This window comes from Streptomyces sp. NBC_01233 (assembly GCF_035989305.1).
Classification (GTDB): domain Bacteria; phylum Actinomycetota; class Actinomycetes; order Streptomycetales; family Streptomycetaceae; genus Streptomyces.
In genome coordinates this window covers 3048287-3071452 of the sequence record NZ_CP108514.1, presented here as the reverse complement: position 1 = coordinate 3071452, position 23166 = coordinate 3048287, and the positions used below count along the sequence as shown (strand labels likewise).

Annotated in this window: 29 protein-coding genes; 26 read left to right on the top strand and 3 right to left on the bottom strand. The window is 68.4% G+C overall.

What is annotated here, in order from left to right; translation table 11 throughout:
* Positions 1-22 precede the first annotated feature (22 nt).
* The 26 genes from OG332_RS14380 (at position 23) to OG332_RS14255 (ending at position 18989) form a co-directional block, all read left to right on the top strand.
* Positions 23-898 (top strand): peptidoglycan-binding protein, encoded by an 876-nt coding sequence (locus OG332_RS14380; protein WP_327413852.1) that lies wholly within the window; start codon positions 23-25, stop codon positions 896-898.
* A 25-nt stretch (positions 899-923) separates the two neighbouring features.
* Positions 924-1175, top strand: coding sequence for a hypothetical protein (locus OG332_RS14375; protein WP_327413851.1), 252 nt, complete (start codon positions 924-926; stop codon positions 1173-1175).
* Between the two features lie 151 nt (positions 1176-1326).
* Positions 1327-1908 (top strand): hypothetical protein, encoded by a 582-nt coding sequence (locus OG332_RS14370; protein ID WP_327413850.1) that lies wholly within the window; start codon positions 1327-1329, stop codon positions 1906-1908.
* A 222-nt stretch (positions 1909-2130) separates the two neighbouring features.
* A complete protein-coding gene (locus OG332_RS14365; RefSeq protein WP_327413849.1) occupies positions 2131-2481 on the top strand; it encodes a hypothetical protein in 351 nt (116 codons plus the stop codon).
* Positions 2482-2507: 26 nt separating this feature from the next.
* Entirely contained in the window at positions 2508-3608 is a 1101-nt protein-coding gene (locus OG332_RS14360; RefSeq protein WP_327413848.1) for an AAA family ATPase, read from the top strand.
* The gene (locus tag OG332_RS14355; protein WP_327413847.1) at positions 3608-4744 is read left to right on the top strand and encodes a hypothetical protein; all 1137 of its coding nucleotides are present in this window, start codon (positions 3608-3610) and stop codon (positions 4742-4744) included. Before OG332_RS14360 ends, OG332_RS14355 begins: the two co-directional genes overlap by 1 nt.
* 93 nt (positions 4745-4837) lie before the next feature.
* On the top strand, positions 4838-5881 hold the full coding sequence (locus OG332_RS14350; protein WP_327413846.1) for a helix-turn-helix domain-containing protein: 1044 nt from the start codon (positions 4838-4840) through the stop codon (positions 5879-5881).
* 63 nt (positions 5882-5944) lie between these two features.
* On the top strand, positions 5945-6604 hold the full coding sequence (locus tag OG332_RS14345) for a hypothetical protein (protein ID WP_327413845.1): 660 nt from the start codon (positions 5945-5947) through the stop codon (positions 6602-6604).
* 58 nt (positions 6605-6662) lie between these two features.
* On the top strand, positions 6663-6818 hold the full coding sequence (locus OG332_RS14340) for a hypothetical protein (protein WP_327413844.1): 156 nt from the start codon (positions 6663-6665) through the stop codon (positions 6816-6818).
* A 57-nt stretch (positions 6819-6875) separates the two neighbouring features.
* On the top strand, positions 6876-7289 hold the full coding sequence (locus OG332_RS14335; RefSeq protein WP_327413843.1) for a hypothetical protein: 414 nt from the start codon (positions 6876-6878) through the stop codon (positions 7287-7289).
* Positions 7290-7342: 53 nt separating this feature from the next.
* The gene (locus tag OG332_RS14330; protein WP_327413842.1) at positions 7343-7828 is read left to right on the top strand and encodes a hypothetical protein; all 486 of its coding nucleotides are present in this window, start codon (positions 7343-7345) and stop codon (positions 7826-7828) included.
* Between the two features lie 78 nt (positions 7829-7906).
* On the top strand, positions 7907-9394 hold the full coding sequence (locus OG332_RS14325; protein WP_327413841.1) for a DNA cytosine methyltransferase: 1488 nt from the start codon (positions 7907-7909) through the stop codon (positions 9392-9394).
* Between the two features lie 29 nt (positions 9395-9423).
* Positions 9424-9816 (top strand): hypothetical protein, encoded by a 393-nt coding sequence (locus OG332_RS14320; protein ID WP_327413840.1) that lies wholly within the window; start codon positions 9424-9426, stop codon positions 9814-9816.
* A gap of 12 nt (positions 9817-9828) precedes the next feature.
* The gene (locus OG332_RS14315) at positions 9829-10071 is read left to right on the top strand and encodes a hypothetical protein (protein ID WP_327413839.1); all 243 of its coding nucleotides are present in this window, start codon (positions 9829-9831) and stop codon (positions 10069-10071) included.
* Positions 10072-10112: 41 nt separating this feature from the next.
* Complete coding sequence (locus tag OG332_RS14310; protein ID WP_327413838.1) at positions 10113-10469, top strand: hypothetical protein; 357 nt, start codon at positions 10113-10115, stop codon at positions 10467-10469.
* A 63-nt stretch (positions 10470-10532) separates the two neighbouring features.
* A complete protein-coding gene (locus OG332_RS14305; RefSeq protein ID WP_327413837.1) occupies positions 10533-10868 on the top strand; it encodes a hypothetical protein in 336 nt (111 codons plus the stop codon).
* A 64-nt stretch (positions 10869-10932) separates the two neighbouring features.
* Entirely contained in the window at positions 10933-11598 is a 666-nt protein-coding gene (locus OG332_RS14300) for a hypothetical protein (RefSeq protein ID WP_327413836.1), read from the top strand.
* Positions 11599-11712: 114 nt separating this feature from the next.
* The gene (locus OG332_RS14295; RefSeq protein ID WP_327413835.1) at positions 11713-12009 is read left to right on the top strand and encodes a hypothetical protein; all 297 of its coding nucleotides are present in this window, start codon (positions 11713-11715) and stop codon (positions 12007-12009) included.
* Between the two features lie 277 nt (positions 12010-12286).
* Positions 12287-12853: a hypothetical protein gene (locus OG332_RS14290; RefSeq protein ID WP_327413834.1), complete on the top strand. Its 567-nt coding sequence runs from the start codon at positions 12287-12289 to the stop codon at positions 12851-12853.
* Positions 12854-12909: 56 nt separating this feature from the next.
* Complete coding sequence (locus OG332_RS14285) at positions 12910-13980, top strand: N-6 DNA methylase (protein WP_327413833.1); 1071 nt, start codon at positions 12910-12912, stop codon at positions 13978-13980.
* An 89-nt stretch (positions 13981-14069) separates the two neighbouring features.
* Complete coding sequence (locus OG332_RS14280) at positions 14070-14369, top strand: hypothetical protein (RefSeq protein WP_327413832.1); 300 nt, start codon at positions 14070-14072, stop codon at positions 14367-14369.
* 52 nt (positions 14370-14421) lie between these two features.
* Positions 14422-15093, top strand: coding sequence for a hypothetical protein (locus OG332_RS14275; RefSeq protein WP_327413831.1), 672 nt, complete (start codon positions 14422-14424; stop codon positions 15091-15093).
* An 80-nt stretch (positions 15094-15173) separates the two neighbouring features.
* The gene (istA, locus tag OG332_RS14270; protein ID WP_327411910.1) at positions 15174-16592 is read left to right on the top strand and encodes an IS21 family transposase; all 1419 of its coding nucleotides are present in this window, start codon (positions 15174-15176) and stop codon (positions 16590-16592) included.
* Positions 16589-17362 carry an IS21-like element helper ATPase IstB gene (gene istB, locus OG332_RS14265; RefSeq protein WP_327411911.1) on the top strand — a complete coding sequence of 258 codons (774 nt, stop codon included), beginning with the start codon at positions 16589-16591 and terminating at the stop codon, positions 17360-17362. Before istA ends, istB begins: the two co-directional genes overlap by 4 nt.
* Before the next feature lie 989 nt (positions 17363-18351).
* The gene (locus OG332_RS14260; protein ID WP_327413830.1) at positions 18352-18585 is read left to right on the top strand and encodes a type II toxin-antitoxin system VapB family antitoxin; all 234 of its coding nucleotides are present in this window, start codon (positions 18352-18354) and stop codon (positions 18583-18585) included.
* On the top strand, positions 18582-18989 hold the full coding sequence (locus OG332_RS14255; RefSeq protein WP_327413829.1) for a PIN domain nuclease: 408 nt from the start codon (positions 18582-18584) through the stop codon (positions 18987-18989). Before OG332_RS14260 ends, OG332_RS14255 begins: the two co-directional genes overlap by 4 nt.
* Positions 18990-19448: 459 nt before the next feature.
* Here the strand turns inward: OG332_RS14255 and OG332_RS14250 are convergent, their stop codons facing one another.
* The 3 genes from OG332_RS14250 to OG332_RS14240 form a co-directional block, all read right to left on the bottom strand.
* Complete coding sequence (locus OG332_RS14250) at positions 19449-20975, bottom strand: hypothetical protein (RefSeq protein ID WP_327413828.1); 1527 nt, start codon at positions 20973-20975, stop codon at positions 19449-19451.
* 308 nt (positions 20976-21283) lie between these two features.
* Positions 21284-21436 carry a hypothetical protein gene (locus OG332_RS14245; protein ID WP_327413827.1) on the bottom strand — a complete coding sequence of 51 codons (153 nt, stop codon included), beginning with the start codon at positions 21434-21436 and terminating at the stop codon, positions 21284-21286.
* Positions 21437-21806: 370 nt separating this feature from the next.
* Positions 21807-22970 (bottom strand): IS701 family transposase, encoded by a 1164-nt coding sequence (locus OG332_RS14240; protein ID WP_327419097.1) that lies wholly within the window; start codon positions 22968-22970, stop codon positions 21807-21809.
* Positions 22971-23166: the final 196 nt, after the last annotated feature.

Below are 23166 nucleotides of genomic sequence, written 5' to 3'. Positions count from 1 at the left end.
GGGGAGTTCGGGAAAGCGCCTGATGGCAACACCGCTCACTGCGGACCGAGTCCTGTCCGCGTTCAAGGCCGCCGGCCTCACCGTCGAGGAGGTGGGCGACTGGCGGAACCACAACAGGAACCACCGAGGGCCGTTCGGCCCCGTCCACGGCGTCATGATCCATCACACGGTCAGCCGGGGCACCGCCTACTCCGTTGAGCTCTGCTACGACGGGCACAGCGACCTGCCGGGCCCGCTCTGCCACGCCGTCATCGACAAGGCTGGCGTGGTTCACCTCGTCGGCCACGGCAGGACGAACCACGCCGGCAAGGGCGACGGTCGGGTCCTCCAGGCCGTCCGCACCGAGTCCGAGCTGCCGACCGACAGCAGGGCCGACACCGACGGCAACACCCACTTCTACGGCGCCGAACTCGTCAACATGGGTGACGGCGAGGACCCCTGGCCGCCGGAGCAGGTCGAGGCGGCCGCGCAGTGGGCGGCCGCCCTGTGCCGGGCGCACGGGTGGACGGCGGCCTCCGTGATCGCCCACAAGGAGTGGCAGCCCGGCAAGGTCGACCCCACCTTCGATATGGATGACTTCCGTGCCCGGGTGTCGGAGATCCTGGCCGACTCCGGAAGCAAGCCGCCCACCGGCACCAAGCCCCCGCAGGGGGGTGGAGCCCCGGCGTTCCCCGGCCGCAACGCGTTCGGCCCGGGGAAGTCCAACGAGCACATCCTGCGCCTGGGCCAGCAGCTCGTGAAGCGCGGCTTCGGCTCGCACTACCGCGTCGGCCCGAGTCCCGAGTGGGGCGAGGCCGACCGGCTCAACACCGCCGCCTTCCAGCGGGCGCAGGGGTGGAGCGGCGACGACGCCGATGGCTTCCCCGGCCCCGAGACGTGGCGACGTCTCTTCGCCTGACCGACCCTAACTTCGAGGAGCAGCCTTGAACCTGTACGCATCCCTGATCCGCACCGGCGTTCCGGCGGCCGTCGGCTGGCTCGTAGCCTTGGCGCTGAAGGTCGGCCTGGACCTTCCCGCCGATGCGGTCACCGGGGTCCTGACCCCGGCGTTCATCTTCGCCTACTACGGCCTGTTCCGTCTCGCCGAGGAGCACGTCTCTCCGCGGTTCGGCTGGCTGCTGGGTTACGCGCGGCCGCCGAAGTACGACGCGCCGAGGCCGACGCCGGCCGCCTGATCCACCTTCGGACATGGAAGAGGGCCCCCGCCTCACGGCGGGGGCCCTCGACCTCTTGGAACCACCACCATACCAAGCTGACCGCCGCATCGGACCCCCCGACACCGTGGATACAATCTATATGCATAGTCGGCGCGTGGGAGGAGCAGCAGTGGTTCGTCAGGCGAAGGACGGCAAGCCGTACCTGGTGGGGGTCAAGGAGTTCGCGGCGCTCTACGGAGTGCGCCCGCTTCAGGTCAGCCAGTGGATCAGCCGAGACAAGCGGCTCGACTACGAGTACGCACGGATTATCTCGGGTTCGCCGTACTGGCTGCTCGACTTCGCGAAGAGGTACGGCACGACGACCCCCCGGCCGAAGCAGCTGGACGAAGCCGTGCTCCAGCGTCTCGTGAAGGAGCAGCAGCCAGGGTATTGGGAGTCGCGCGTCGAAGACCTCCCTGCGCTGGTGGGGCAGTCGGAGATCGCGGTGCTGTTCGGGCTCTCCGACAGCGCGGGCGTCCGCAATGCGGCGAAGACGGGGCGGCTCCGCCCGGCGGACTACACCCTCTCGGGTTCGCCGATCTGGCTCCTCGAACCTCTCATCGAGGACGCGCCGGCGCTCAGGGCGAGCGCCCGCGGCGGTGGGTGGACGATCAACGAGAGCGTCCGTGACGCGCTCCTCGCGGGCATGTACGACGGCCACGGTTCGAGGATCATCCCCCGCGGGCCGGGAGCCGCAAAGGACGCCGAATAAGCACCATTTGAGGCGATCGGTTCTTGTTTCCACCCCCAATTGCATATAGAATAGAGGTACGTTGTCGCGTTCGAGCGGTGGCGTGAGCCGCAAATCGACCGCCATGGAGGCGTGCATGCGAGACCCGCCGGAACCTGTCGAAGCTGTTCGAGATCGACATGACCCCACATCGAAAGATAGATTCCAACACTGAACCGTTGGTCAACATCTTGAGGGGGGATCATGTCGCTTGAGCAGCCCACCCTGTTCGGGCTGGACGACATCCAGCCCGTGCGCCTCCCGGAATCCGTCCGCGATCTCACCATCCAGCAGCGGTTCGAGGCCTTCCACGCCTTGAACCCCTGGGTGATGCGTCACCTGGAGAACCTCGTCCAAGACGCGATCGGCAAGGGATTCCAGCGAATCGGCATCGGAATGCTCTTCGAACTCCTGCGCTACCGATACGGCGAAGCGACGCGAGGCGATGAGTTCCGGCTGAACAACGACTTCCGCAGCCGCTACGTGCGCGAACTCATCGGCGCCCGCCCCGACTGGGCGGACCTCTTCGAGACCCGTGCACTGCGCGCTGCCTGACCCACACCACGACCTCTTGGAGAGACGTGTCCCAGCAGCAGGCGCCGGCGCGACCGGCGTCCCCCAAGCTCAAGACCCGCAAGCCGACCGGCCAGGTCCCATATCCCCTGGTCCTCATCGAGGGCGAGGAAGGGAGCGGCAAGTCCTACGCCGCCGCCCAGTTCTCGGCCTCCCCGCTCACCGGGCAGACCTACTGGATTGACCTGTCCGAAGGATCCGCCGACGAGTACGCCGCCATCGACGGCGCCGACTACCTCGTCATCGACCATGACGGCAGCTACCGCGACATCCTGGAGCAGGTGGAGGCCATCCACGCAGAGGCTTGCCGTGCGGCCGAAGCCGGTGATCCGCCCGTGGTCCTCGTCATCGACTCCGGATCCGCGCTGTGGCGCATGCTCACCAACTGGACCCAGGAGAGGGCCAGGCGGACGCGGAAGAACAAGGTCGTGCTTGCCTCGGACCCCGACGCCGGCATCGACATCCCCATGAACTTGTGGAACGACGCCGTGGACCGCTGGGGGCGGGTCATGCACCTCCTCCAGACCCTTCCCGGAATCGCGATCGTGCTTGCTCGCGGCAAGGAAGTCTCTGCCGTAGACGACAACGGCAACCCCATCTCGGGCCGTAAGGAATGGAAGGTCTCCGGCCACAAGGACCTCGGATTCGACTCCACCGTGTGGGTGCGCATGAAGCGCGACGAAGACCCGCACATCATCAAGGCGAGGTCGCTTCGCCTCCGAGTCGAAAAGCGCCGCCCGATGCGGCTGCCTGACTTCTCCATCGAGGACTTGGTCTTCAACCGGCTGGGCTGCTCCGCGAAGTCCCAGCCTCGCGTCATGCCCGTGCTCGCCGGCGACAGGCTGGCGCCGTGGCTCAAGCGCGTGGAGGAGACCTCGGCGAAGGAAGCCCTCGCCGAGCTGTGGCGCGAGACGCGGCCGGACACCTCGGGCCTCACCAGGCAGGAGGCATCGACCATCCAGGCGGCCATCAGTGACCGACTCGTGCAGATCGAGAACCCCCGTGACGACATGGACCAGGCGCTAGGCGACGACGTCGCCGCAAAGCTGCGTGCAGCCGTCGAGCGCGGCAAGAGCGTCGACGGCGCGTCCGAAGGGGAGGCGGCCTGATGACCGCCCAGCCTGTGAGCAGCCCGTCTCTGTGGCCAGCAGCGCACATACAGGACGCGCGGCGCCCCCGGTCGCAACAGCGTCAGCTGGGAGCTTCCGACACCGTATGCGAGCGCCGAGCCGCCTACATCCTGTCGGGCGCCGAACGTACGGACACCTCCGACAAGCGAGCCGCGATCCTGGGCACTTACCTCCACGAGGGACTCCTCGGATCGGCCCGTTCGGAGTACGGCTGGCTGGTGGAGACGGCGGTGGCCGACGACAGCATCCGTGGCCACGTCGATGCCGTCCACCTCGACGCGTCCACCGCCGCCCGACTTCCCAAACGCCTGCGGCCGACGACGCCGGCCGACGTGGTCACCGTCGAGGACATCAAAACGAAGAGCACCTTCCTGTGGGACCGGGTGATCCGGTACGGCGCCACCGAGGCCGAGATCCGCCAGGCGTACCTGTACGCCGACCTTCTACGCACGGTGGGCTGGTTGGACATCCACGGGCAGAAGCCGATGGCCCGGCTCGGCCCGATCGACGTCCGCCGCATCCGGTTCCGCTTCGTAAACCGGGACAACGGGGCTGAGTACGTCCAGGAGTTCCCCTTCGACAAGGCCGAAGCCACCCGCGCGCGGTGGTGGGTGCAGCGCGTCATGGAGTACGAGAGCCCCGAGGAAGCCACCCGGTCGTTCGACGGGCCGGGGCTGGACCCCATCTGCGACAACTGCCCCTTCCGGACGCCCTGCTGGGGAGAGCCCAAGACTCCCGGAGCCGCCGTGCAAACGGTACTCGTCCACGACGACGCGGACCGCGAGACGGCTCTGTCCGAATACGTACGCGGACACGAGATGGAGGCCGAAGGCCAGCGGGTCAAGAAGAAGGCCCGCGCGAAGCTCGACGACTCACCGGCGGGCATCTACGGCCCGAACCAGCTGAGATGGACCGGAGGCAACCCGGTCCAGGAAGTCGACCGCGAGGCCATGATCGACACCTTCGACGTCCTCGGCGTGCCGATCCCCGAGAAGACCGGCGCCGACTTCCAGCGCATGGAGGCCGTGATGAAGGAGGCCGGGGTCGCGATCCCCATGAGAACGGCCGCGAAGAAGACAACGCGCGCCATCCGGGTCACCGCCGTTCAGCGGTAGCCCAGGCCCCGCCCGCCTTCCAGCCCCGCCACCGCGACTGCCGCGGTGGCGGGGCCCCCTGTCCTGCCAGAAACACCGCCTCCGAGGGGCCCCGTGTCTATCCACCTGATGGTCGTTGCCAGCTACCTGCCGAAGGAAGTGATCACCCAGAGCCAGAAGCTCGCGCTGCAGAAGCTCGCCGACTCCGCCGATGACGAGACCCGTCTGTCCCGTCCGGGCCTGGCGCGGCTGGCCGCGTGGGTCGGCGTCAACGAGAAGCGGGCCATCACTCTGGTAACCGAGCTTGTCGCCAAGGGCCTCGTGGAGCGTGTCCAGACGGGCAAGGCCGGGCGGGCTGCGGTTTACCGCGTCTTCCCGAACGGCATCCCTCCGATCCCCAGCACCGCCGACCTCAAGGCACGCTTGGAGACCCAGCGGGCCGCCCCGAAGAACCCCGCCAAGGCGCGGCAGGGCGTCAAGCGGGCGGCTCCGGCCAAGCCGGCGATGACCGCCCAGGACGTCGAGGACCGAGTGAAAGGCAAGGCGCAGGCCCCGCAGGAGAAGCCTCCACAGGGTGGGTTCCACGAGGGGAACCCTGGGGGAGCCGAGGGTCAGGTTCCACACGTGGAACCCGGGGAGTTCCAAGCGGGGAACCCTGTCGGTTCCACCGGTGGAACCCCTTCCTTCCTTGGTTCTTCCTCTTTTCTTCCTTTCCCCCCTACCCCCGCGGCTGTCGCCGCAGGGGAGCCTTCCGGCGACGTCGGCACCACCGACCAGCAGGCTGCGCCGCAGAAGTCGGGATGCTCCAAGCACGCGGGCAACCCCGCTTCCTCCTGCCGCGCTTGTGGCACGAACCCGCGCGCGGAACGCAAACGGCAGCAAGCCCGGGAGCGCGCCGCCGAGCAGCGGGCCAACGATGACCACTGGGACCAGTGGCACCGGGACGCGGACGAGCGTCGGCGTCGCGCCGACCTCGGCGCCGGCACGGTGCTGGAGGCGCGGAGTGCTGCCAGGAGCGCGGTCCGGAACTGGAAGGACGCGGCCCGGGAAGAAGTTCCGTCCCGGGGGCGAAAGTCCCGCAGGAATGTGGACACCCCCACGGATGCATATAAAATAGAAGAAGCAGGGGAGGGGTTCGGTTCCGCGAAGGCGCCCTGAAACGCCTTCAAAGATAGATCCCAACTCTGTACTGTTGGCCACCAAAGACCTCTTGGAGAGATCATGAACAGCGAGGCTTCTCAGCTCGCCCCGATGCCGGACCACGGCGCCACCGGCGACCCGCTCTGGCAGGCCCTGTGGTCCGCGTACGAACCGGTCATCACCGCGCTGCGCCGCATCCCGCTCATCGCCGACGTCGAGCTGTGCGGAGGGATGTTCGGCATCACCGCCGAACTCTCCGACTACAGCTACCTCCTCATCACGTCGGACGACGTGCTGCCCACCGACCCCAACCGGGTGCGGGGCTGGCACGTGCAGCGCCTGAGCGACCACACCCCGACGATCCGGGAGATCGTCTACGACTCCACCGCGGATGGCCCGCAGGCTGCCTACGGCAACGACCACGTGCCGCTGTTCCATGCGTTCGAGACGTACGTCGCCCGCCGTGGCCTCGGACTCAGCTTCCGCCCGATCAAGGCCGTCAGCATCTCCGGCCTCCGGAGCGACCACTCCGCCATCGAGCACATCTGCGACTGCTTCCCCAGCTCCCTGGACGCTGTCACCCGCTACCACCGGGAGGTGGTCACCCTCCGGGCCATGGGATGGCAGCCCATCCACCAGCAGGGCGGCAACGAATGGCCGCTCTCCGTCTGGGTCCACGACGGGGCGGTCGTCACCGTAGCCGTCACCCTGGCGGGCTGGAACGCGGAGCGTGCGGCATGAGCGACCCCCAGCCCCAGAGTCCCGAGCCCGCCTGCGACGTACGCGACGGGAGGCGACCGTGACCGGCCTCGCCTGGCTCCTCGCCTTCGCCTGCGGCATCGCCGCCGGGCTCGCCGTCCTCGTCGCTCAGGAGCTGCGCTACGAGGCCCGGATGAGGGCCCCGCGCTGCATGACCTGCGGCGGACAGCACCGCATGCACGCCGCTCACAAGTAGAGCCCCGCCCGGCCGCCATCACGGCGGCCGGGCCACACAGACCTCTTGGAGACCCTGATGACCCAGAACGCCGGGCAGAGCTACCAGCTCCCCGACGGCCTCCACCTGGCCCAGGCACTCGATCGTGCCGAGGCACCGGATGCTCCGGCCGCCGACATCGCCCGCTCCATGTGCCTGCTGCTCGCGGCCACGGTGCGCGACATCCTCACCGACCACGACCACAACGCCACGGGCCTGGAACTCCTCTTCTCGCTCGCCAACAGCACCGTCAACGCCTCCGGCTCCTACTGGACCGGCGACGGCACCCGACGCGAGTTCGCGGGGACCGAGGACACCTACCACCTCAACGGCTGGGCCCACTCGCTCGACGAGACCAACCGCGACACGTGGGCCTCGCTGTGCGAAGTCCTCGGCGAGAACGGCCACACGGTCCGCTACCGCCTCGACCTCACCCGCGCCGCCGCGCTCTGACACCCCGCCCGGCCGCTGCGGCGGCCGGGCCCCAGACCTCTTGGAGACCGAACATGGGCTACGACTTCTTCATCGTGGGTGAGAACCGCGCCATACGCGGGACCGGCCCCAACGACTCCCTCTACCTGTCCGCCTTTCAAGGCGCAAGCGTCATCGACACCATGGCCCACTTCGGCATGACGGTCGAGAAGGACCGCCCGCAGTGGCCCACCTTCGAGGAGTACGGCGTGGACCCCGCCGACTTCTCGGACACGGCCGACCTCACCGAGGAGCGGCAGAAGGCTAAGGCCGCGTTCGTAGCCGCCTACCAGGCCGTTCGTGAAGCAGCCGACGACGAACCGGACGCCATCCCCGCGTACAAGCTCCGTTTCTGCGACGGGTTCTGGGTCACGCCGAGCGAAATCGCCGCCGCGCTCAACCGCTACGAGGCGCACCCGAACTACGACTGCGCCGAATTGCCCTTCGGCGACCAGACCTGGGCCCGCTGGATTGCCTTCCTCCGCGTCGCCCAGGCCGCGGGCGGCCTGCGCACCGTCTGACCCCTCACCCGCCTTACCCCCGCCCCGGCGCTTCCCGCCGGGGCGGGGCCCCGGCAGACCTCTTGGAGCACCACCACCGTGAACCGCGTCATAGACCTTCTGTGCGGCGCCGGCGGCAGCAGTACCGGCCTCACCGAAGCCGGATACGAGCTCGTCCTCGGCGTCAACCACTGGCAGCTCGCCATCGACAGCCACGCCGCCAACCACCCCAACGCCGACCACGCCTGCATCGACATCACCGGCTTCCCCATGAAGTACCTGCCCCGCGCAGACGTGCTGTGGGCGTCGGTCATCTGCACCGAGATCAGCCCCGCCGGCGGGCGCCGCCGCGAATCCGAACAGCTCGACATGCTCGACGGCCTCGACGGCTGGAACTCCCTGCCCAAGGACGCCTTCGAGCGGACCCGCGCCACCGCATGGTGTGTCGTCCGCGCGGCCGAGGCCAAGAAGTTCAAGGCCGTCATCGTGGAGAACGTCGTCGAGTTCGGCCTCGACTGGATCCTCTTCCCCGAGTGGATCGCCACCATGGACAAGCTCGGCTACCGCGCACAGATCGTCTCCGTCTCCAGCGCCCACGTCGGAGACGAAACGAATCTGCGCGCCCCGCAGTGGCGCGACCGCATGTACGTCGTCTTCACGCTCAAGACCATGCGCGCCCCGAACGTCGAGCCCCGCCCCCTCGCCTTCTGCATGGACTGCGGCGAGGACGTTCACGCCCGCCAGTCGTGGAACAACGAGAACCAGCGCATCGGCAAGTACCGGCGGGACTACATCTACTGCTGCCCCAACACGGCCTGCCGCCATGCCATGGTCGAGCCCTACGTCCGGCCAGCCAGCGACATCATCAACTGGGGAGACCTCGGAACCCGCATCGGCGACCGCCGCAAGCCGCTGGCGGACACCACCATGGCCCGGATCCGCGCCGGCCTGGCCAAGTTCCCCCACGAACCGAGCGGCATCAACCTCGTCCACGGCAAGAACGGAGGAGACCGCGCGTTCGCAGTAGGACGTCAGCCGCTGCCGACCCGCACCGTCAAGCAGGGCGACGCGCTCCTCGTCCCCACCGGCGGATCGTGGAACACCGAGGCCGCGTCGGTTGACGTCCCGCTGCGCACCCGCCTCACCCGGGAGAGCGAGGCCCTGGTGACCGTGGACCCGTTCATCATCGAGTACCGCAACAACTCCACGGCGTCCCGGGCCACCGACCCGCTGGCGACTGTCACAGCGCAGGGCAACCACCACGGGCTCGTCGTGCCCGGCGGTGTGGCCCCGGCCATCGCCCGAAACGCCCTCGTCATCCCCTACCGCAAGGCCGCCGTCAAGACCGCGGCCGAACCGATCCACACCCTCGCCACCCGCGACTCCGCCGGCCTCGTGCGCACCGCACCCGCCGTCGAGGACTGTTACTTCCGGATGTTGAACCCGCGCGAGCAGCTCCTCGGGCAGCGGTTCCCCGAGAAGTACGTCGTCTACGGCACCCAGGCCGAGCAGACCATGCAGGCCGGGAACGCCGTCTCGGTGAACGTCGCGAAGTGGCTGGGCCAGCAACTGGAGGCCGTCCTGTGACCGGACCACGGCAGACCACCGAAACCCACGTGACCGCTCACGCCCCCTGCTTCGGCGACGACGACTTCTCGCCCGCCGCAGACCGCTGGACGGACATCAGCGGCCTCCGCGACATCTGCGACCCGCTGTTGTACGTCTGCGGCCGCTGCCCGTTCCGCGCCGCCTGCATCCGCCAGGTCAACCCGGCGAAGGCCGCGTTCGACGGCGTGTGTGGGGGCCGGATCTGGAACGACGGAACCATCCTCGCCGCGGTCGACGGAGCTGACGACAGCGAGCTCCTGCCGCCCGTCAGCCGCCAGTCCTGCGGGAGCAAGCAGGGCGTGCGCGCCCACCGACGAGCCGCTGAACGCATGTGCACCAAGTGCGACAACCACCTCAACCGTCACGAGCAGCTCGCGCTCGTCCTCGACGAAGCATCCTGACCAGGAGCCACCATGCCGAAGCACCTTGTACCCGGAACCCCCGTCACCTACTACCCCGGGGGCGGCCACCGTCCGGAGGACTACTGGCTCGGAACCGTGGTCGAGCACCGGCGCGACGCCGACGGCGCTCTGATCGGCCTCACCGACGTCGAATGCACTGATCCGTGCGGCTTCCTCAACAACCGGGTTGGCCTGGTCACCACAGTCGAAACGCGCAAGCTCCGGCCTGCCGATGACGAAGGCCACTCCGCCTGACCGCCCGAAGCATCAACCATCGCCGCATTCAAGGAGCGACCTTGACTGACCTCACCATGCGCGACCTCCTCGCCCCCGTGGCCGCCATAGCCCTGATCGCCCAGGCCAACCCCGACCTTCCGGTTCCTCGGATCGACCTTGGCCCCGTCTTCGACGACACGGACGCCCACTCGATCGGCGTCCACCTCTACTTCGACCAGCCCGCCCCCGGCACGTACGAGCGGTGGGCCAACCTCATCGGCAGCGAGAACCCCGACTCCCACACCAGGCCCTCCAGCGCGTACCCGAACACGCTCATCCGACGCACCTACGGCGCATACGCCGGCGTCGCCATCGAGGCCACCGCTCACCAAGCGGACGACCCCGCAGGGCGAGCCGTCACCGCCGACGCCGCCTGACCTGCTCCACGGCCGCCCCGGGCCAATCCCGGGGCGGCAACCCGAAGGGGAACCTGCCACCCGATGACAGAACATGTTGACCCTGTCGCTGACCCGCAGACCAGAACCGTACGGATCTGCGCCGACCGATGCACCACGTGCATCTTCCGCCCCGGCAACCTGATGCACCTGGCGCCCGGCCGCCTCGCCCGGCTCATCGCCCAAGCCATCGCAGGCGAGGGGCACATCGTCTGCCACGACACCCTCGGCACGGGCGCTGGCTCCATCTGCGCCGGGTACGCCGCCCACCCACAGGGCGCGGAACGCTCCCTGGCACTGCGACTCGTACGCGCCGGCGCACTGTGCGCCACGTTCACCGGGCCAGCCGCCACCGCGATCCCGACCAGCGAAACCCCCTGAGACACCCAGACGGAGGGCCAGAACCCGCCCTCCGTCTACCCCCCTCAGCAGCAAGGAGCTGACCATGACCCACATCTGGCCCGGCCGGACTTTCGTCTCCTGCCACCCGGTGGACCTGGGAGACGTCCGGCTGCGCGTGGTCAGCTACACCGAAGGCGACGCCCGCGCCGTCGTCGTCGACGCCAACACCGGCAAGCGCCGCCGAGAGATCCTCACCGTGTCGCTGCACCCGACCGCACGAACCCGCACCGGCAAGCCGAGGCTGACCGGCTACGCGCCCGCCAGCGAGGACGAGGCCCCGGCCGACCTGCCCGACGCGGGAGCCACAGAGAAGGACTGGTTCGACGGCCTGCCCGGCCGACGCTTCCTTGTCCGCCTCCCGACGGGCCTGGACCTGCTGAACGCCAACGACCGGCTGCACCACCATCAGCGCGCGCAGAAGACCCGCGCCCTGCGGCAGGCCGCGCGCTTCGCCTCGCGCGGCCTGCCGAAGCTCGACCGGGCCCACGTCATAGGCGTATTCCACCCGCAGGACCGCCGGCGCCGCGACCCGGCCAACTGGTACCCGAGCTTCAAGGCGCTGCTGGATGGCCTGGTGGACCAGGGCGTGCTCCAGGACGATGACCACACACGGCTCGTCGGCCCCGACATGCGCATCGGAGAGGTGGCCGCCAGCCCCCGGCTCGCCCTCCACATCCGGGAGCTTGTGGCCTCTGACCAGGGCAAATAAATCTGTCCTCGGGTGAATTTTCTGCCTGGCGATCTTTGTCGACCCGTCGGTTGCATATAGAATAGAAACAGGAGGAAGGGGGGAGCCCTTCCAATATCAGGGGAGGTACGCACGATGATCGGCACCTATCGGCGCGAGGACGTCGAGACCAAGCTGCACGCCGACGCCCGACTCAATGGCCCGGAAGTCGGGGCGCTGGTCGACCTGATCGACGAAGTTCTCACCGAGGCGGCCGAGTGCATGCTCCGCTCCGCCGACGCCGACTGGCAGGGCCTTTTCGCCGACGAGGTGGTCGACATGCTCGTCGAACTCCTTATCCCCATTGCTGACCGCCCGCACGTCTCCGGTGAGCTGGAGTCGGCCGCCGTCATCTTCCGGGCCCTGTGCAACACCCTCATCCGTCGCGGCTGACCCCCGCTCCCGGGCGGCCGCCGCCGGCCGCCCGGGGCCTGATCCGACCGAAAGGCGTCCAGTGACCCTCCAGCAGATCGCCCTCGGCCTCCTGGGCTGGATCGGCATCGACATCCTCATCGTCGCCGCGTACGCCTACATCCGAGCCCGCGAACGCTCCTGACGCCCTGCGGCTCACCCCCTCCGCACCCTTCCGCACGCCGCCCACCCTTGCCCTGAATGCCTATAGAATAGACGTCAGGGAGGGTGGGTGGGCCTCACCCATCCAGGAGTCACCGTGAAGCGGCACGAACCCGCCTCCATCCCCACCCACGCGCACCACCTCGGCACCATGGCCCTACTTCTCTTCGTTCACCAGCCGGACGAGCACCACCTGAAGGCCGCGCTGAGCAACATCGAGAAGGCCCTTGACCGCAGCTGGCGAGACAGCCCCGACGGCCTGGCGAACCTCCCGCTCACCCACTACCGGGACCTGCTGCGCTACTTCGCCGCCCCTCAGCTGCTCGACCTCGCCTTGCAGCTCGGCGGTGCCGACGCCGTCCCCCGCCTGGCCAGCGAGGCGCAGGCCCACCTCGCCGCGGTGCTGGCCCTCTACCCTCCCCGCCCCATCTGGTGGGTCATCTTCCGCGCAGACGGCAACACCATCCGCCCCGTGACCGTCGAGCGGCCGCCGGTCGGGGGTGCCGCCCACGACAGTCGGCTTCAGCAGATCGAGGACGACAGCCTCGCCGTCGCCGCAATCAACGCCCCCACCAAGGAAGACGCCCTCCGCGAGATGACTCGCCTGTGGGGCCAGCTCGTGGCGAACGGAAGCCCCGCCACCCGCCCCCTCGGCCACCAGTAGCCCCCAGGTGAGGGCGGCTGTGGCCCGGCCGCCCTCACCTCAACGAGAGAGACCACATGCAGCTCGATCTGTTCAGCGAAGACCAGCCCCGCAAGGCTCCCGCACCCACCCCGCCGGCCACCTTTCGTCCTGCGCTCGCCGACCTGCCCCCTCCGCCTGCCCCCGTCACCATCGCCATCCCGACTCGCCGCCCGCACCAGGCCGCCAAGCCGACCCCGCCCGCATCCCGCCCGTCGAACCGGCGCTACGTACCCCTCCAGCGCAACCCCCACCACGCCGCACACGACATTGCCGAAGCCGTCGAAGCCGCCTGGTATGGAGCCCAGGGCGGCAACCGGATCGAGATACCCGTAGGTGTCATCGCCGCCCTCGCCCTCTGGCCGCTGCGCGGGCCGGACGCACCCCTGGCCGCCCACTGGTGGCTCGACCTGAGCGACGACGACTTCCTCGCTGCCCTCCGGGAGTGCTGGACCTACTGGTGGATCCGGCGACCCGACCTCATCGACCGATCTGCCGTCCTCTCCGGCTGGCTCGACGACGAACGCCCTGAGCGCAACCGCATCCAAGCCGTCCGCGCGGCCGCCCGCGCCGCCCTGACCGGCGGCCTGCTCCACCTCACCAGCGCAGCCCGAGACGCCGGAGGCAACTCCGACGCGGATGTGCTCGGCGCGGTCATCACCGTCATGAGGTCCCACGGGGCCCGCGACGCGCTCGCGGAGTTCCACACTCCGCCCGAGCTCAGCGACCTGATGGCGCGCATGCTGCTCACCGACAAGCCGCCGACCCCGGGGATGAAGTTCAACGACCCGTGCAGCGGCACCGGAGGGATGTATCGCGCCGCGGCCCAGTGCCTGCGCGACCGGGGGATGAACCCCCATGACTTCGGCTGGGCCATGACGGACGTCGACCCCTTGGCCGCCGCCGGCGCTGCCGTCAACGCCATCCTGTGGGATCTCGGCCCGCACGTCTTGGTGGCCTGTGCCGACACGTTGGTCGAAGGTGACCCGTACGTTCGCGCGGCGACCGAGTATCGGAAGTCGCATGAGCGCCGGGATTGGATGGTGAAGGGCGCTCAGTTCCTGGCGCGCATCCGCCGTCTGGAAGCTGGCCTGACGGGTGCCGCATAGGGCTCTGACCTGGTGAAACTTCTTGTGACACGTTCTTGCGCCCCTCATGAATGCATATAGAATAGAATTAACGAAAGGGAGGGAACCACATGAACCGCAACCAGGCCGTCGCCGTCCAGATCCACGCCGACCGCTACACGATCATCGGCGACAACATCCTCATCACCCCCAGCGACGGCGACATCCGCCGCGTCAAGGCCCGCCTGGCGCCCAACCGCGACGGCGACGTCGCCATGCACCTCGCGCTCATCCACCCCCACCGCGGCCCCATCGACGCCATCGAGACCGCCTACGGCCGCAACACCCCCGCCAGCCGCTTCGCCGGCATCGTCGACGACTACATCGGCTTCTGGTTCGGCGACCAGACCGGCACCTACTCCGAGCTCTAACCCCAACCCGCGGGCCCGCCCCTCCCCGGGGCGGGCCCTCCCGTACGACCTCTTGGAGACCGAAGTGCTCATCAACGACGAAGCCACCCGGCAGGTCGCCGAAACTGTCGGCAACGCCCTGGGTATCGGCTTCACCATCCGCAACGCGGTCCTCGTCGGCGGCGCAGCCGAACTGGGCTACCCGGACGGCCGCGTCCTGGGCTTCCGCCCCATCTTCGGCGGCGCCTTCGTCCAGCTGTGGATCATCGGAAACGCCAAGCCCGCCGGCGAAGGCGAACCTCCCACCCTCGGCCTGCTCGACGGCCAGCTCTACCACGCAGCCATCTCCCTCATCGACGCCGAGGACACCGACCCGGCGGACCTCATCCTCGAGAAGATCACCAACGACCTCCTCCCCGCCTTCGAGTTCAAGCCCCGCTACGTAGGCCACCGCCCCTGGGAGGACGCCTTCAACAACGCACTCGCCGACGCCATCGCAGAGCAGGGCAACCGCAGCCGCAACGCCGACGAAGGCCCGACCGGCGAGGAGGCGCCTGCGAAGCCCCCCATCGACGCCGCCCCCGGCCCTGAGTCGGATGCATCGGCCCCCGCGTCCACTGATGAACCGACGACGGTCGATGAGCCCGCGGCTGGGCCCGATGTGACCGAAGGGGAGGTGCAGGAACCGGTTGTCGGCGTACGGGCTCTGATGCAGAGGTGCGTACGGGTTGATCTACAGAGGTGACTCGGCGTGTCGGGGTGGGGCCCGGCTCGATGAGAGGAGCCTGACGCTGATCTTGTGAAGCGTCGAGGAGGGCCTGTCGGATGTTGCTGGAACCGGGGCGGTGGCTGGAGCTGCGGCGTTTCCGGGCTCTGCATGAGGCGGGCGCGAGCATCTCGGAGATCGCTCGGGAGACCGGTCTGAACTGGCGTACGGTCAAGAAGTATCTGGAGAGCGACGGTCCTCCGGTTCCGCCGGCTCCGGCGCCGCGCTCGGATCTCGGCAACCAGGTGATCAAGCCGTGGGCGCATGTGATTGATGCGTGGCTACGGGCTGAGGTGCTGCTGAAGGCCGCGGTCATCCATGAGCGTCTGGTCGAGCAGTATGCCTTCCCGCACCACTACCAGCGCGTCAAGATGTACGTGCAGCAGGCCCGACCCCGCATCGCCGAGGAGTTGGGATATACCCCGCGCGAGCTGGCGAAGTTGCACCGCCGCTTCGAGGTGGTGCCCGGCGCCCAGGCCCAGGTCGACTGGGGCGACGAGGGCAACATCCTGGCCCATGTCGGCATCCCGAAGGTCTACTCCTTCCACATGACCTTGTCCTACTCCCGAGATCCGTTCTGCTGCTTCACCACCAGCCAGAATCTGGCATCGTTCTTCGAGTGCCACCGGCGGGCGTTCGCGCACTTCGGCGGGGCGCCCGGGGTGATCGTCTACGACCGGACCAAGACTGTCGTGCGCCGTCACGTCGCCCCGGGCGAGGCGGTCCCGTTGCATCCGGAGGCCGTGGCGTTCGCCGGGCACTACGACTTCGACATCGACGTCTTGGCCGCCTACCGGCCGACGGGGAAGGGCCGCGTCGAGCGCCAGGTCCTCATCGTCCGCGATCATGTGCTCGCGGGGCGGTCCTTCTCCAGCCTGGATGACATGGACGGGGCGTTCATGGCCTGGGTGCCCCAGCGCCGGGCGCGTACGCACCGCACCCACGGCGAGGTGATCGGCGTGCGGGCCAAGCGGGATCACGCCGCGCTGCGGGCGCTGCCCGCCAAGCCCTACATCGTGGCCGATCGGCACCTGCGACACGTGGCCAAGGACTGCCTGGTCGCCTTCGACGCCAACCTCTACTCGGTGCCCGCCACCAAGGTCCGCCACCGCCAGCTCGTCGAGGTCAGAGCCTCCGCAGGCACCGTGGCCCTGCATTCCACCGTGCCCGACGCGCAGGGCATCACGCTGCTGGCCGTGCACTCCCGCGCGGTCGGACGCAGCGCGAGGATCGTGGATGAGGCCCACTGGAAGGCCCTGCCCGACGGACACACCCGCGCCACCACCACCGACCTTCCGCCACCCGTGAGCAGGCCGGCCCGCTCCGGCGCCGAGGAACCGGGCGGTCTGATCTCGCTGCTGACCCGGGCCAGAGCCGCGCAAGTCCACGTCGGCACCCGTCCGCTGGCCCTCTACGACCAGATCGCCGGCACCCGCCCGTTCAACCCCGCCCCCATCGACCCCAAGGACATGCGTTGAGCGAGCTGGTCACCGCCCGGATCCGCACCACCGCCACCAAACTCGGCCTGCCCCACCTCACCGAGGCCCTGGCCGAGCACGTCGGCCGGGCCGACGCCGCGTCGATGGCCTACCTCGACTTCCTCGACCTGGTCTTGGAAGAAGAACTTGCCGTCCGTGAAGAACGCCGCTTCCGCCACGCGCTACGGGTCTCCCGCCTGCCACACCACAAGACGATTGAGGAGTACGACTTCTCCTACCAGCCCGAACTCGACCCCAGGAAGGTCAAGGACCTGGCCACCCTCGCGTTCGTCGAGGCCAAGTCCAACGTCGCGCTGCTGGGCCCGCCCGGGGTCGGCAAGACACATATCGCCGTCGCGCTGGCTGTCGCCGCCTGCCGGGCCGGCTACTCGATCTACTTCACCACCCTCGACGACATGGTCCGCCAGCTCAAGGCCGCCGACTCCATCGGCCGCCTGGCCAGCAAACTCCGCACCTACCTGCGGCCTCACGTTCTCGTGGTGGACGAGGTCGGCTACCTCCCGCTGGAGCGTGACGAGGCAAACCTCGTCTTCCAGATGCTCTCCAAGCGCTACGAGAAGGGCTCCACCCTGCTGACCTCGAACAAGAGTTTCAGTGAGTGGGGTCAGGTCTTCGGCGACGACGTCCTGGCCACTGCCATCATCGACCGCCTACTCCACCACTGCGAGATCCTCGCCATCAACGGCGCCAGCTACCGCCTGAAGAACCGCCTCACAGCCATCGAAGGCGGCATCACTGCGGCCAGCTGACACAGGATCAAGCTCTGCACATCAGCCCGTACACACCTCTGCACTACAGCCCGTACGCCGACACCGGTGGCCGAAGAAGTGGAGATGGCGCCGGCCCGACCCCGCAGGTCCCGTCGCCGGACACCGGCCGCGTCCAGCACCAGCTGAGCCGACGGGACTCGCCACGCATGAGTCGTTCGAGATAGGCTGACCGGGACGTGAGGCCGAGCAGGCCATGAGGCTCCACCCCCTCGAACTGAGGGGGTGGAGCCTCTTCGCGTTGGAAGTGGAATCCGCTGCTCGGGAGTTTGGCGCCCGTCTCTGACCGTGGGCTTCCCGAATCGGGGGGGAGCCCGGGGCGCCGCGCGAGGACGTGCAGAGGACGCCAAGGGGACGCTACGGGGACACAAGGACAGGAAGAGACCGGCAAAGACCGGAAAGGGCAGGCGCAGCGCATGTCATCTGACCTGGGAAAACGTCACGAATCGGCGTTGATGCGCAAGGGCCGCCAAGATCCCAAGAGGACTCATAATCCGTCGGCCGTGGGTTCGAGTCCCACCCGCCCCACCACCGCTTGATGGAGCAGAAACGTTCTGACCAGCGTCTTAGCTGGTAGGGCCGGAAGCTCTGGGGAGTCTGATGACTCCCGTCGATCAAAGTTTCATGATCGACAGGACGCGCTGTGGACGCTGGTGTCCGTCATGTCGGATGTAGCCCAAAGGGCCTGAAGCGTGGTCCGGTTGAGGCGGGTCTCACCCGACCGGATCGGGTTCGCTGTAAGCGGGGCGCCTTCGCCGCCGGGTGCCCGAGTCGGACCCCGTGGCCGGCTGGGCTGGGGCTGATCTCCTCCTTGTGAACCTCCATCTCGAACGCGCCGATGGTGGCCGGTCGCGCATCTGAATCACCGGGCCTCCGTCTTCATCCGGCGACGGGGATCTGTCGTTCCCTGCCGCGATGAATGTTGGCGATGTATCGTGGATGCATACATTGCCCTCAGGGAGGTGGTTGCTGTGTCGGTGACCCAGATCGATCTCGATGACGAGGCGTTGGCTGAGGCCATGCGGTTGATGGGCGTCACGACGAAGAAGGAGACGGTCAATGCAGCCTTGAGGGACTACGTGAACCGGGTGCGGCGGCTGGAGGCCGCGGAGAAGCTGGCTGCCCGCGGGGCGCGGGGCGAGTTTGAGCAGGCCGCTGCCGCATACGACGCCGCGAAGCAGGCGCGGCGGGCGACCTTCGAGTGATCTCCTACCTGCTCGACACTTCTGCGCTCTGGTATCTGTTCCGTACTCCAGGGGCGCTGCAGCCTTGGGAGGGGCATATCGCGGCCGGGGTGTTCCGTGTCTGCGAGCCCACGAGGGCCGAGTTCCTGTACTCGGCCACCAGCCCCTCCCACAGGGATGAGCTGGCCGAGGAGTTGGACGCGTTGTGTCCACTGTCCGCGGTGCCGAAGAGCGCGTGGCGCTGGGTGGATACTGCCCAGTACAAGCTCACCCAGCGCGGCCAGCACCGCGCCGCCGGGCCGATCGACCTGTTGGTGTGCGCGACCGCGGTCCATCATGGCCACACTGTGCTCCACGTGGACAACGACTTCGCAGCCGTGGCGAGTGTCCTCAAGGACGTGCAGCAGCGGGACATCCGCACCTGAGCCGGTCGCGGGTGCCGGGCGCCGAGCAAGCCGTCACGCGGCTCCGCGCCCGGTTCGCCTGGACGATGATCCACCGCGACGCGCTCCGCAGCCTCGCCGGCAAACGTGTACGGAGACTTCCTGCGCCACTCGGAACGGGGAAGGCCCGTACTGGCCGACGGCCTCGCCCGCCCAGACCGGCAGGGCTGGAATCGCCCCTCGTGCCACCTCGTCCCGGTAGTCCTGACGGGCTTGGGAGTCGCCGGCCAAGCCCTCCTGGCACTGCTTGGCGGGTCGCACCCCCGAGCTGCCAAGAGGCCCTGTCTTCATGCCCGCACCGCCGGAAGATCGCCCAAGCGGGTAGCCTGTTCGGCCTGCACCTTCCAAGATCGATTGAGGAGCGGCTTCGTACAGACAGCCACTTCGTGACCGGCCCACGACGTTAAGTGCTGGGACCTCATCACGCACATCCATCCCCGGCTACCCGCTGGGAGACGGAGACGATGACGGCGACCCCGTTGAGGGGCTCGGGCATGTTGACCCGCCGATGGACTTCGGGATGTACGCGCCGCCCTTGCAGGAGGCCACTTGGTAGATGAAGAGGGAGCCTTGGGTTCCCATCATGTACACGCGGCCGCCGTAGCCGATGTTGATCAGGCTTCCCGAGGTCGTCGCGGGGGAGGCATCGCCCTGGGCGAGGGTCTTACCGGTCTTCTCGTCCAGCCACATCAGGGTTTCCTGGTAGTTGGAGTCCTCGGCGTATGCCTTCGCGGGCGTGTTGTCGATGACGTTCTGGGTGAGGAGCACCCGCTGGTCGGCCGGCCCGATCGCGACGAAGTAGTCACCCATGGTGATGTCTTCGCGCTGCCACTTGACGTTCATCTCACCGGTTGTCTGGTCGATGTGTACGGCCCAGATGCCCGGCACGAGCCAGTCCTGCATGAAGATCAGGCTGTTCTCGGGGTCGGTGGAGAAGGAGGCCAGGGTGTTGCTCGTACTCGCGCCGCGGACCGGCATCTTCTCGCCCCACGGACACAGCCGGCTGGAGACGTTCGGGTCGTCCTGGCTGACCGCGAAGGCGCAGATGGGAACCGTCTTCGACGGGTTGGCGTTGGAGTTGGCGATGATCCATTTGCCGACCGCCGCGGGGGCAGCCCCCGGGCCCTGGCCCTCCAGCAGGTACGCGGGCGCCCAGGACGTGTCCTCGGTGAGCTTCTTCGCCTCCGGGTCCCACCGAACGTGCATGAGGGTCTTGGTCCCGGAGAGGTAGGCGTAGATCTTGCCCTTGTACGTCGTCACGATCGTCCGGGCCACGATGGCCTGGCTCAGCTTGATCTCGTCGACGACCGCGAGCGTGACCGGGTCGAGAACCGCAATGGTCGTCTTCGGGTTGGCGTCGGGGGCCCCGGGGCACGCGCCCAGCGCGAAGTTGCCGTAGGTGCGGCATCCGGGTACGCGGTTCTGGGTTTTGATCAGGATGTGGCCCTGCGCGTCGGGCACGATGTGGAACCCGTCGAAGTTGGCGTCGGTCTGCGGCCCGTCGAGCATCGGCACTTCCTCGTGGGCGAGGATCGCCCCCGAAACGGGGTCGAGCCGGTAGACGTGCGGGCCGAAAGCCGCGTAGACGCCCTCCTTGCCCACGGCCATGCTCGGGGCGGGGTTCCACTGGCCGTTGACGTTGATGTTCAGCAGCGGCTGACGCCAGATCTCCCGGCCGGTCGAGGGGTTGAACTTCGACACGTACGGTCCGGGCGCGTAGACCTCCAGCCCGCTGCTCCCGGCGATCAGGTAGGCGTCGTTGGGTCCTCCGAAGGTGACGAAGACGATGCCGCCCGGGTAGTTGGACTCCGACTTGTACGAGAAGACCTGGTTGGGGCCCTTGGAGTCGCCGGTCCACGTGGCGCACGGGTAGACACCGCTGTGGATCGCGTCGGTGTGCTCCGGCGCTCCGATCACAGGCGGGTAGTTGACCATGTTGTTGGCGGGGTCGGCCGCATAGCTCTTCATGCACGCGACCTCTTTGGGGATCGCGTTCAGGTCACCCACGAGCGGCCCGGTGTTCGCCAGTGGGCTCTCGGCGAATCCGCTGAGACGAGGGGCCGCGGTCTTGGCCGCGCGTACGGGCTGTAGTGATCGTCACCGCCGGCCTCGGTCTTCCGGGTCTCACCCTTACGCCCCACTCCGGATGCCGCACTCAGCAGGATCCCGCGGTGATCGAGATCGCCGATTCCAGGAGCAGCTCGACGGCACCCGCGGACGGAGCGTCCGCCGGGAGACCCGCTCGGGGAACAGCATGCGCGGGAGGCCTCGAATGGTCACGGCAGCGCCGTCTGCCAGGTGGCATTGACGCCTTCCTCGTCCCGGCCGCCTCGCGCGTCGTCGCGCTCGTCGCCGCGAGAGAAGCCGTCCGGCAGCGGTGGACGGCCCTCACCGGACGGGAGGCAGGGCTTCTTCCATCGGCTCGTCACCCAGTCCACCACGGTGATCAGCGCAGAACCGGCCCCGGCTCGACCTGCCAGCGGTGCTGCTGGACAGCGGTCCGGCGGGCCTGTCCCGGGGCGGTATGAGCAGACCGGGCCGAAACGCCGGAGTACTCCCCCCGCCGCCGGCCGCGCCAGGGGCTGAGCCGCGTCCCTGGGCCGTCGCCGACGGGAGATTCCAGCTCGCCGTCAGTGCGTCCGCAGAGCGCGCCTTAGTACTGCAACCGCATGTGTGGGTCGTGGCCTCGGCGTTGGTAATGGCAGCGGCGGGCTCGGGCCTGGCTGCGGCGCCGGAAGCGTGACCAGTGCAGACGGTGCTCGTTGCTGTGGCAGCGGGGCGTGACGACGACGTGCCCGATCATCCGGCGGATCTCCGGGACGCTGAGGGGTATGAGGTCTTGCTCGTCATCTCCGCTGCCCCTTTTGCGGCTTCTGCGGCACGGATGGCCGTGAGGTAGGCCAGGACGGCCATGGCCAGGGTGATGTGCCGGTACCAGGCCCGGTAGAGCCGCACCTGGTAGTGATCGAGCCCGCATTCACCCTTCGCGGTCTGGAAGCATTCCTCCACCGCCCACCTGGCTCCGGCGGTCCTGACCAGGTCTTTCAGCCGGGAAGTGACGGGGCCATAGCAGACGTAGTAGGCGATGTCGGTGGGGTCGGACAGGTTGCGGCGGGCGAGCACCCAGTGCCCGGATCCGCCCTCCCAGGCGGGCCGGATCGCGACGCGGGCCCAGTGGTAGATCCGCTGGCCGTGGGCGCCTGCTCCGGCGGAGATCCGCTTCCATGCCTGCTTCGGCAGGGCCGCGATCAGCTCGTCGACGCGGGCGTCGCGGCCGTCGGCGGTGATCACGGTGTCGTTGACCTTGGTGGCCAGCACATACGCGGCCTGGCGTTCTTCCAGCCAGGCGCGGAAGTGTTTGACCTGCCCGTATGCCTCGTCCGCGGTCACCCAGGCGAAGGGAACAGCCGCGTCGATGGCGCGTTGCAGCATCCACTTGAGGTGCTCGATCTTCGTGGCGAACGGCACGGTGTCGTCGATTCCGGCTGCCCGGCAGCGGTCGCGGTCGTCCGTCCAGGACTTCGGGACGTAGAGTTCCCGGTCGATCAGCGCCCGCCCTTTGGCGGATGCGTAGGCGAGGAAGGTGCCGATCTGGCAGTTCTCGGTGCGGCCGGCGGTGCCGGAATACTGCCGCTGGACCCCTGCTGACCTGGTGCCCTTCTTCAGGAACCCGGTGTCGTCCCCGATGAGCACGCCATCCTTGGCGCCGATGGTCTCCACGACGAAGTCCCGGACATCGTCCCGGACCGCGTTCTCGTCCCATTCGGAGTGATTGAGCAGGCGTTGCACACCGTCCGGGCGGAGCTGGCCGACCTGCTCGGCCAGCGTCCACCCGTTCTTCTTCTCTAGCGGCGCAAGCAGGCCCGTCATGTAGTCCAGAGCCCGATCACGTGGCTCCGACCTGCCAAAACGATGCCCGAACCGGGCATGCAACCCCGCTACACCCTCGGACCACGACTCGATCTGCTCAACCGTCAGCGATTCATCACACAGTCACAACAACGAGCAACCTCACCGACCGTCACGCCACATGCGGTTGCAGTATTAGGCCGACCCTGGCCAGTTCGGCGGCCGCCTCGACATGGTCCCGGAAGCCGTGCGCGCCGAACGGGCTCCACCGACGCCAGCGTCCGGGCCGCGTCGAGCAGCCCCATGCCGA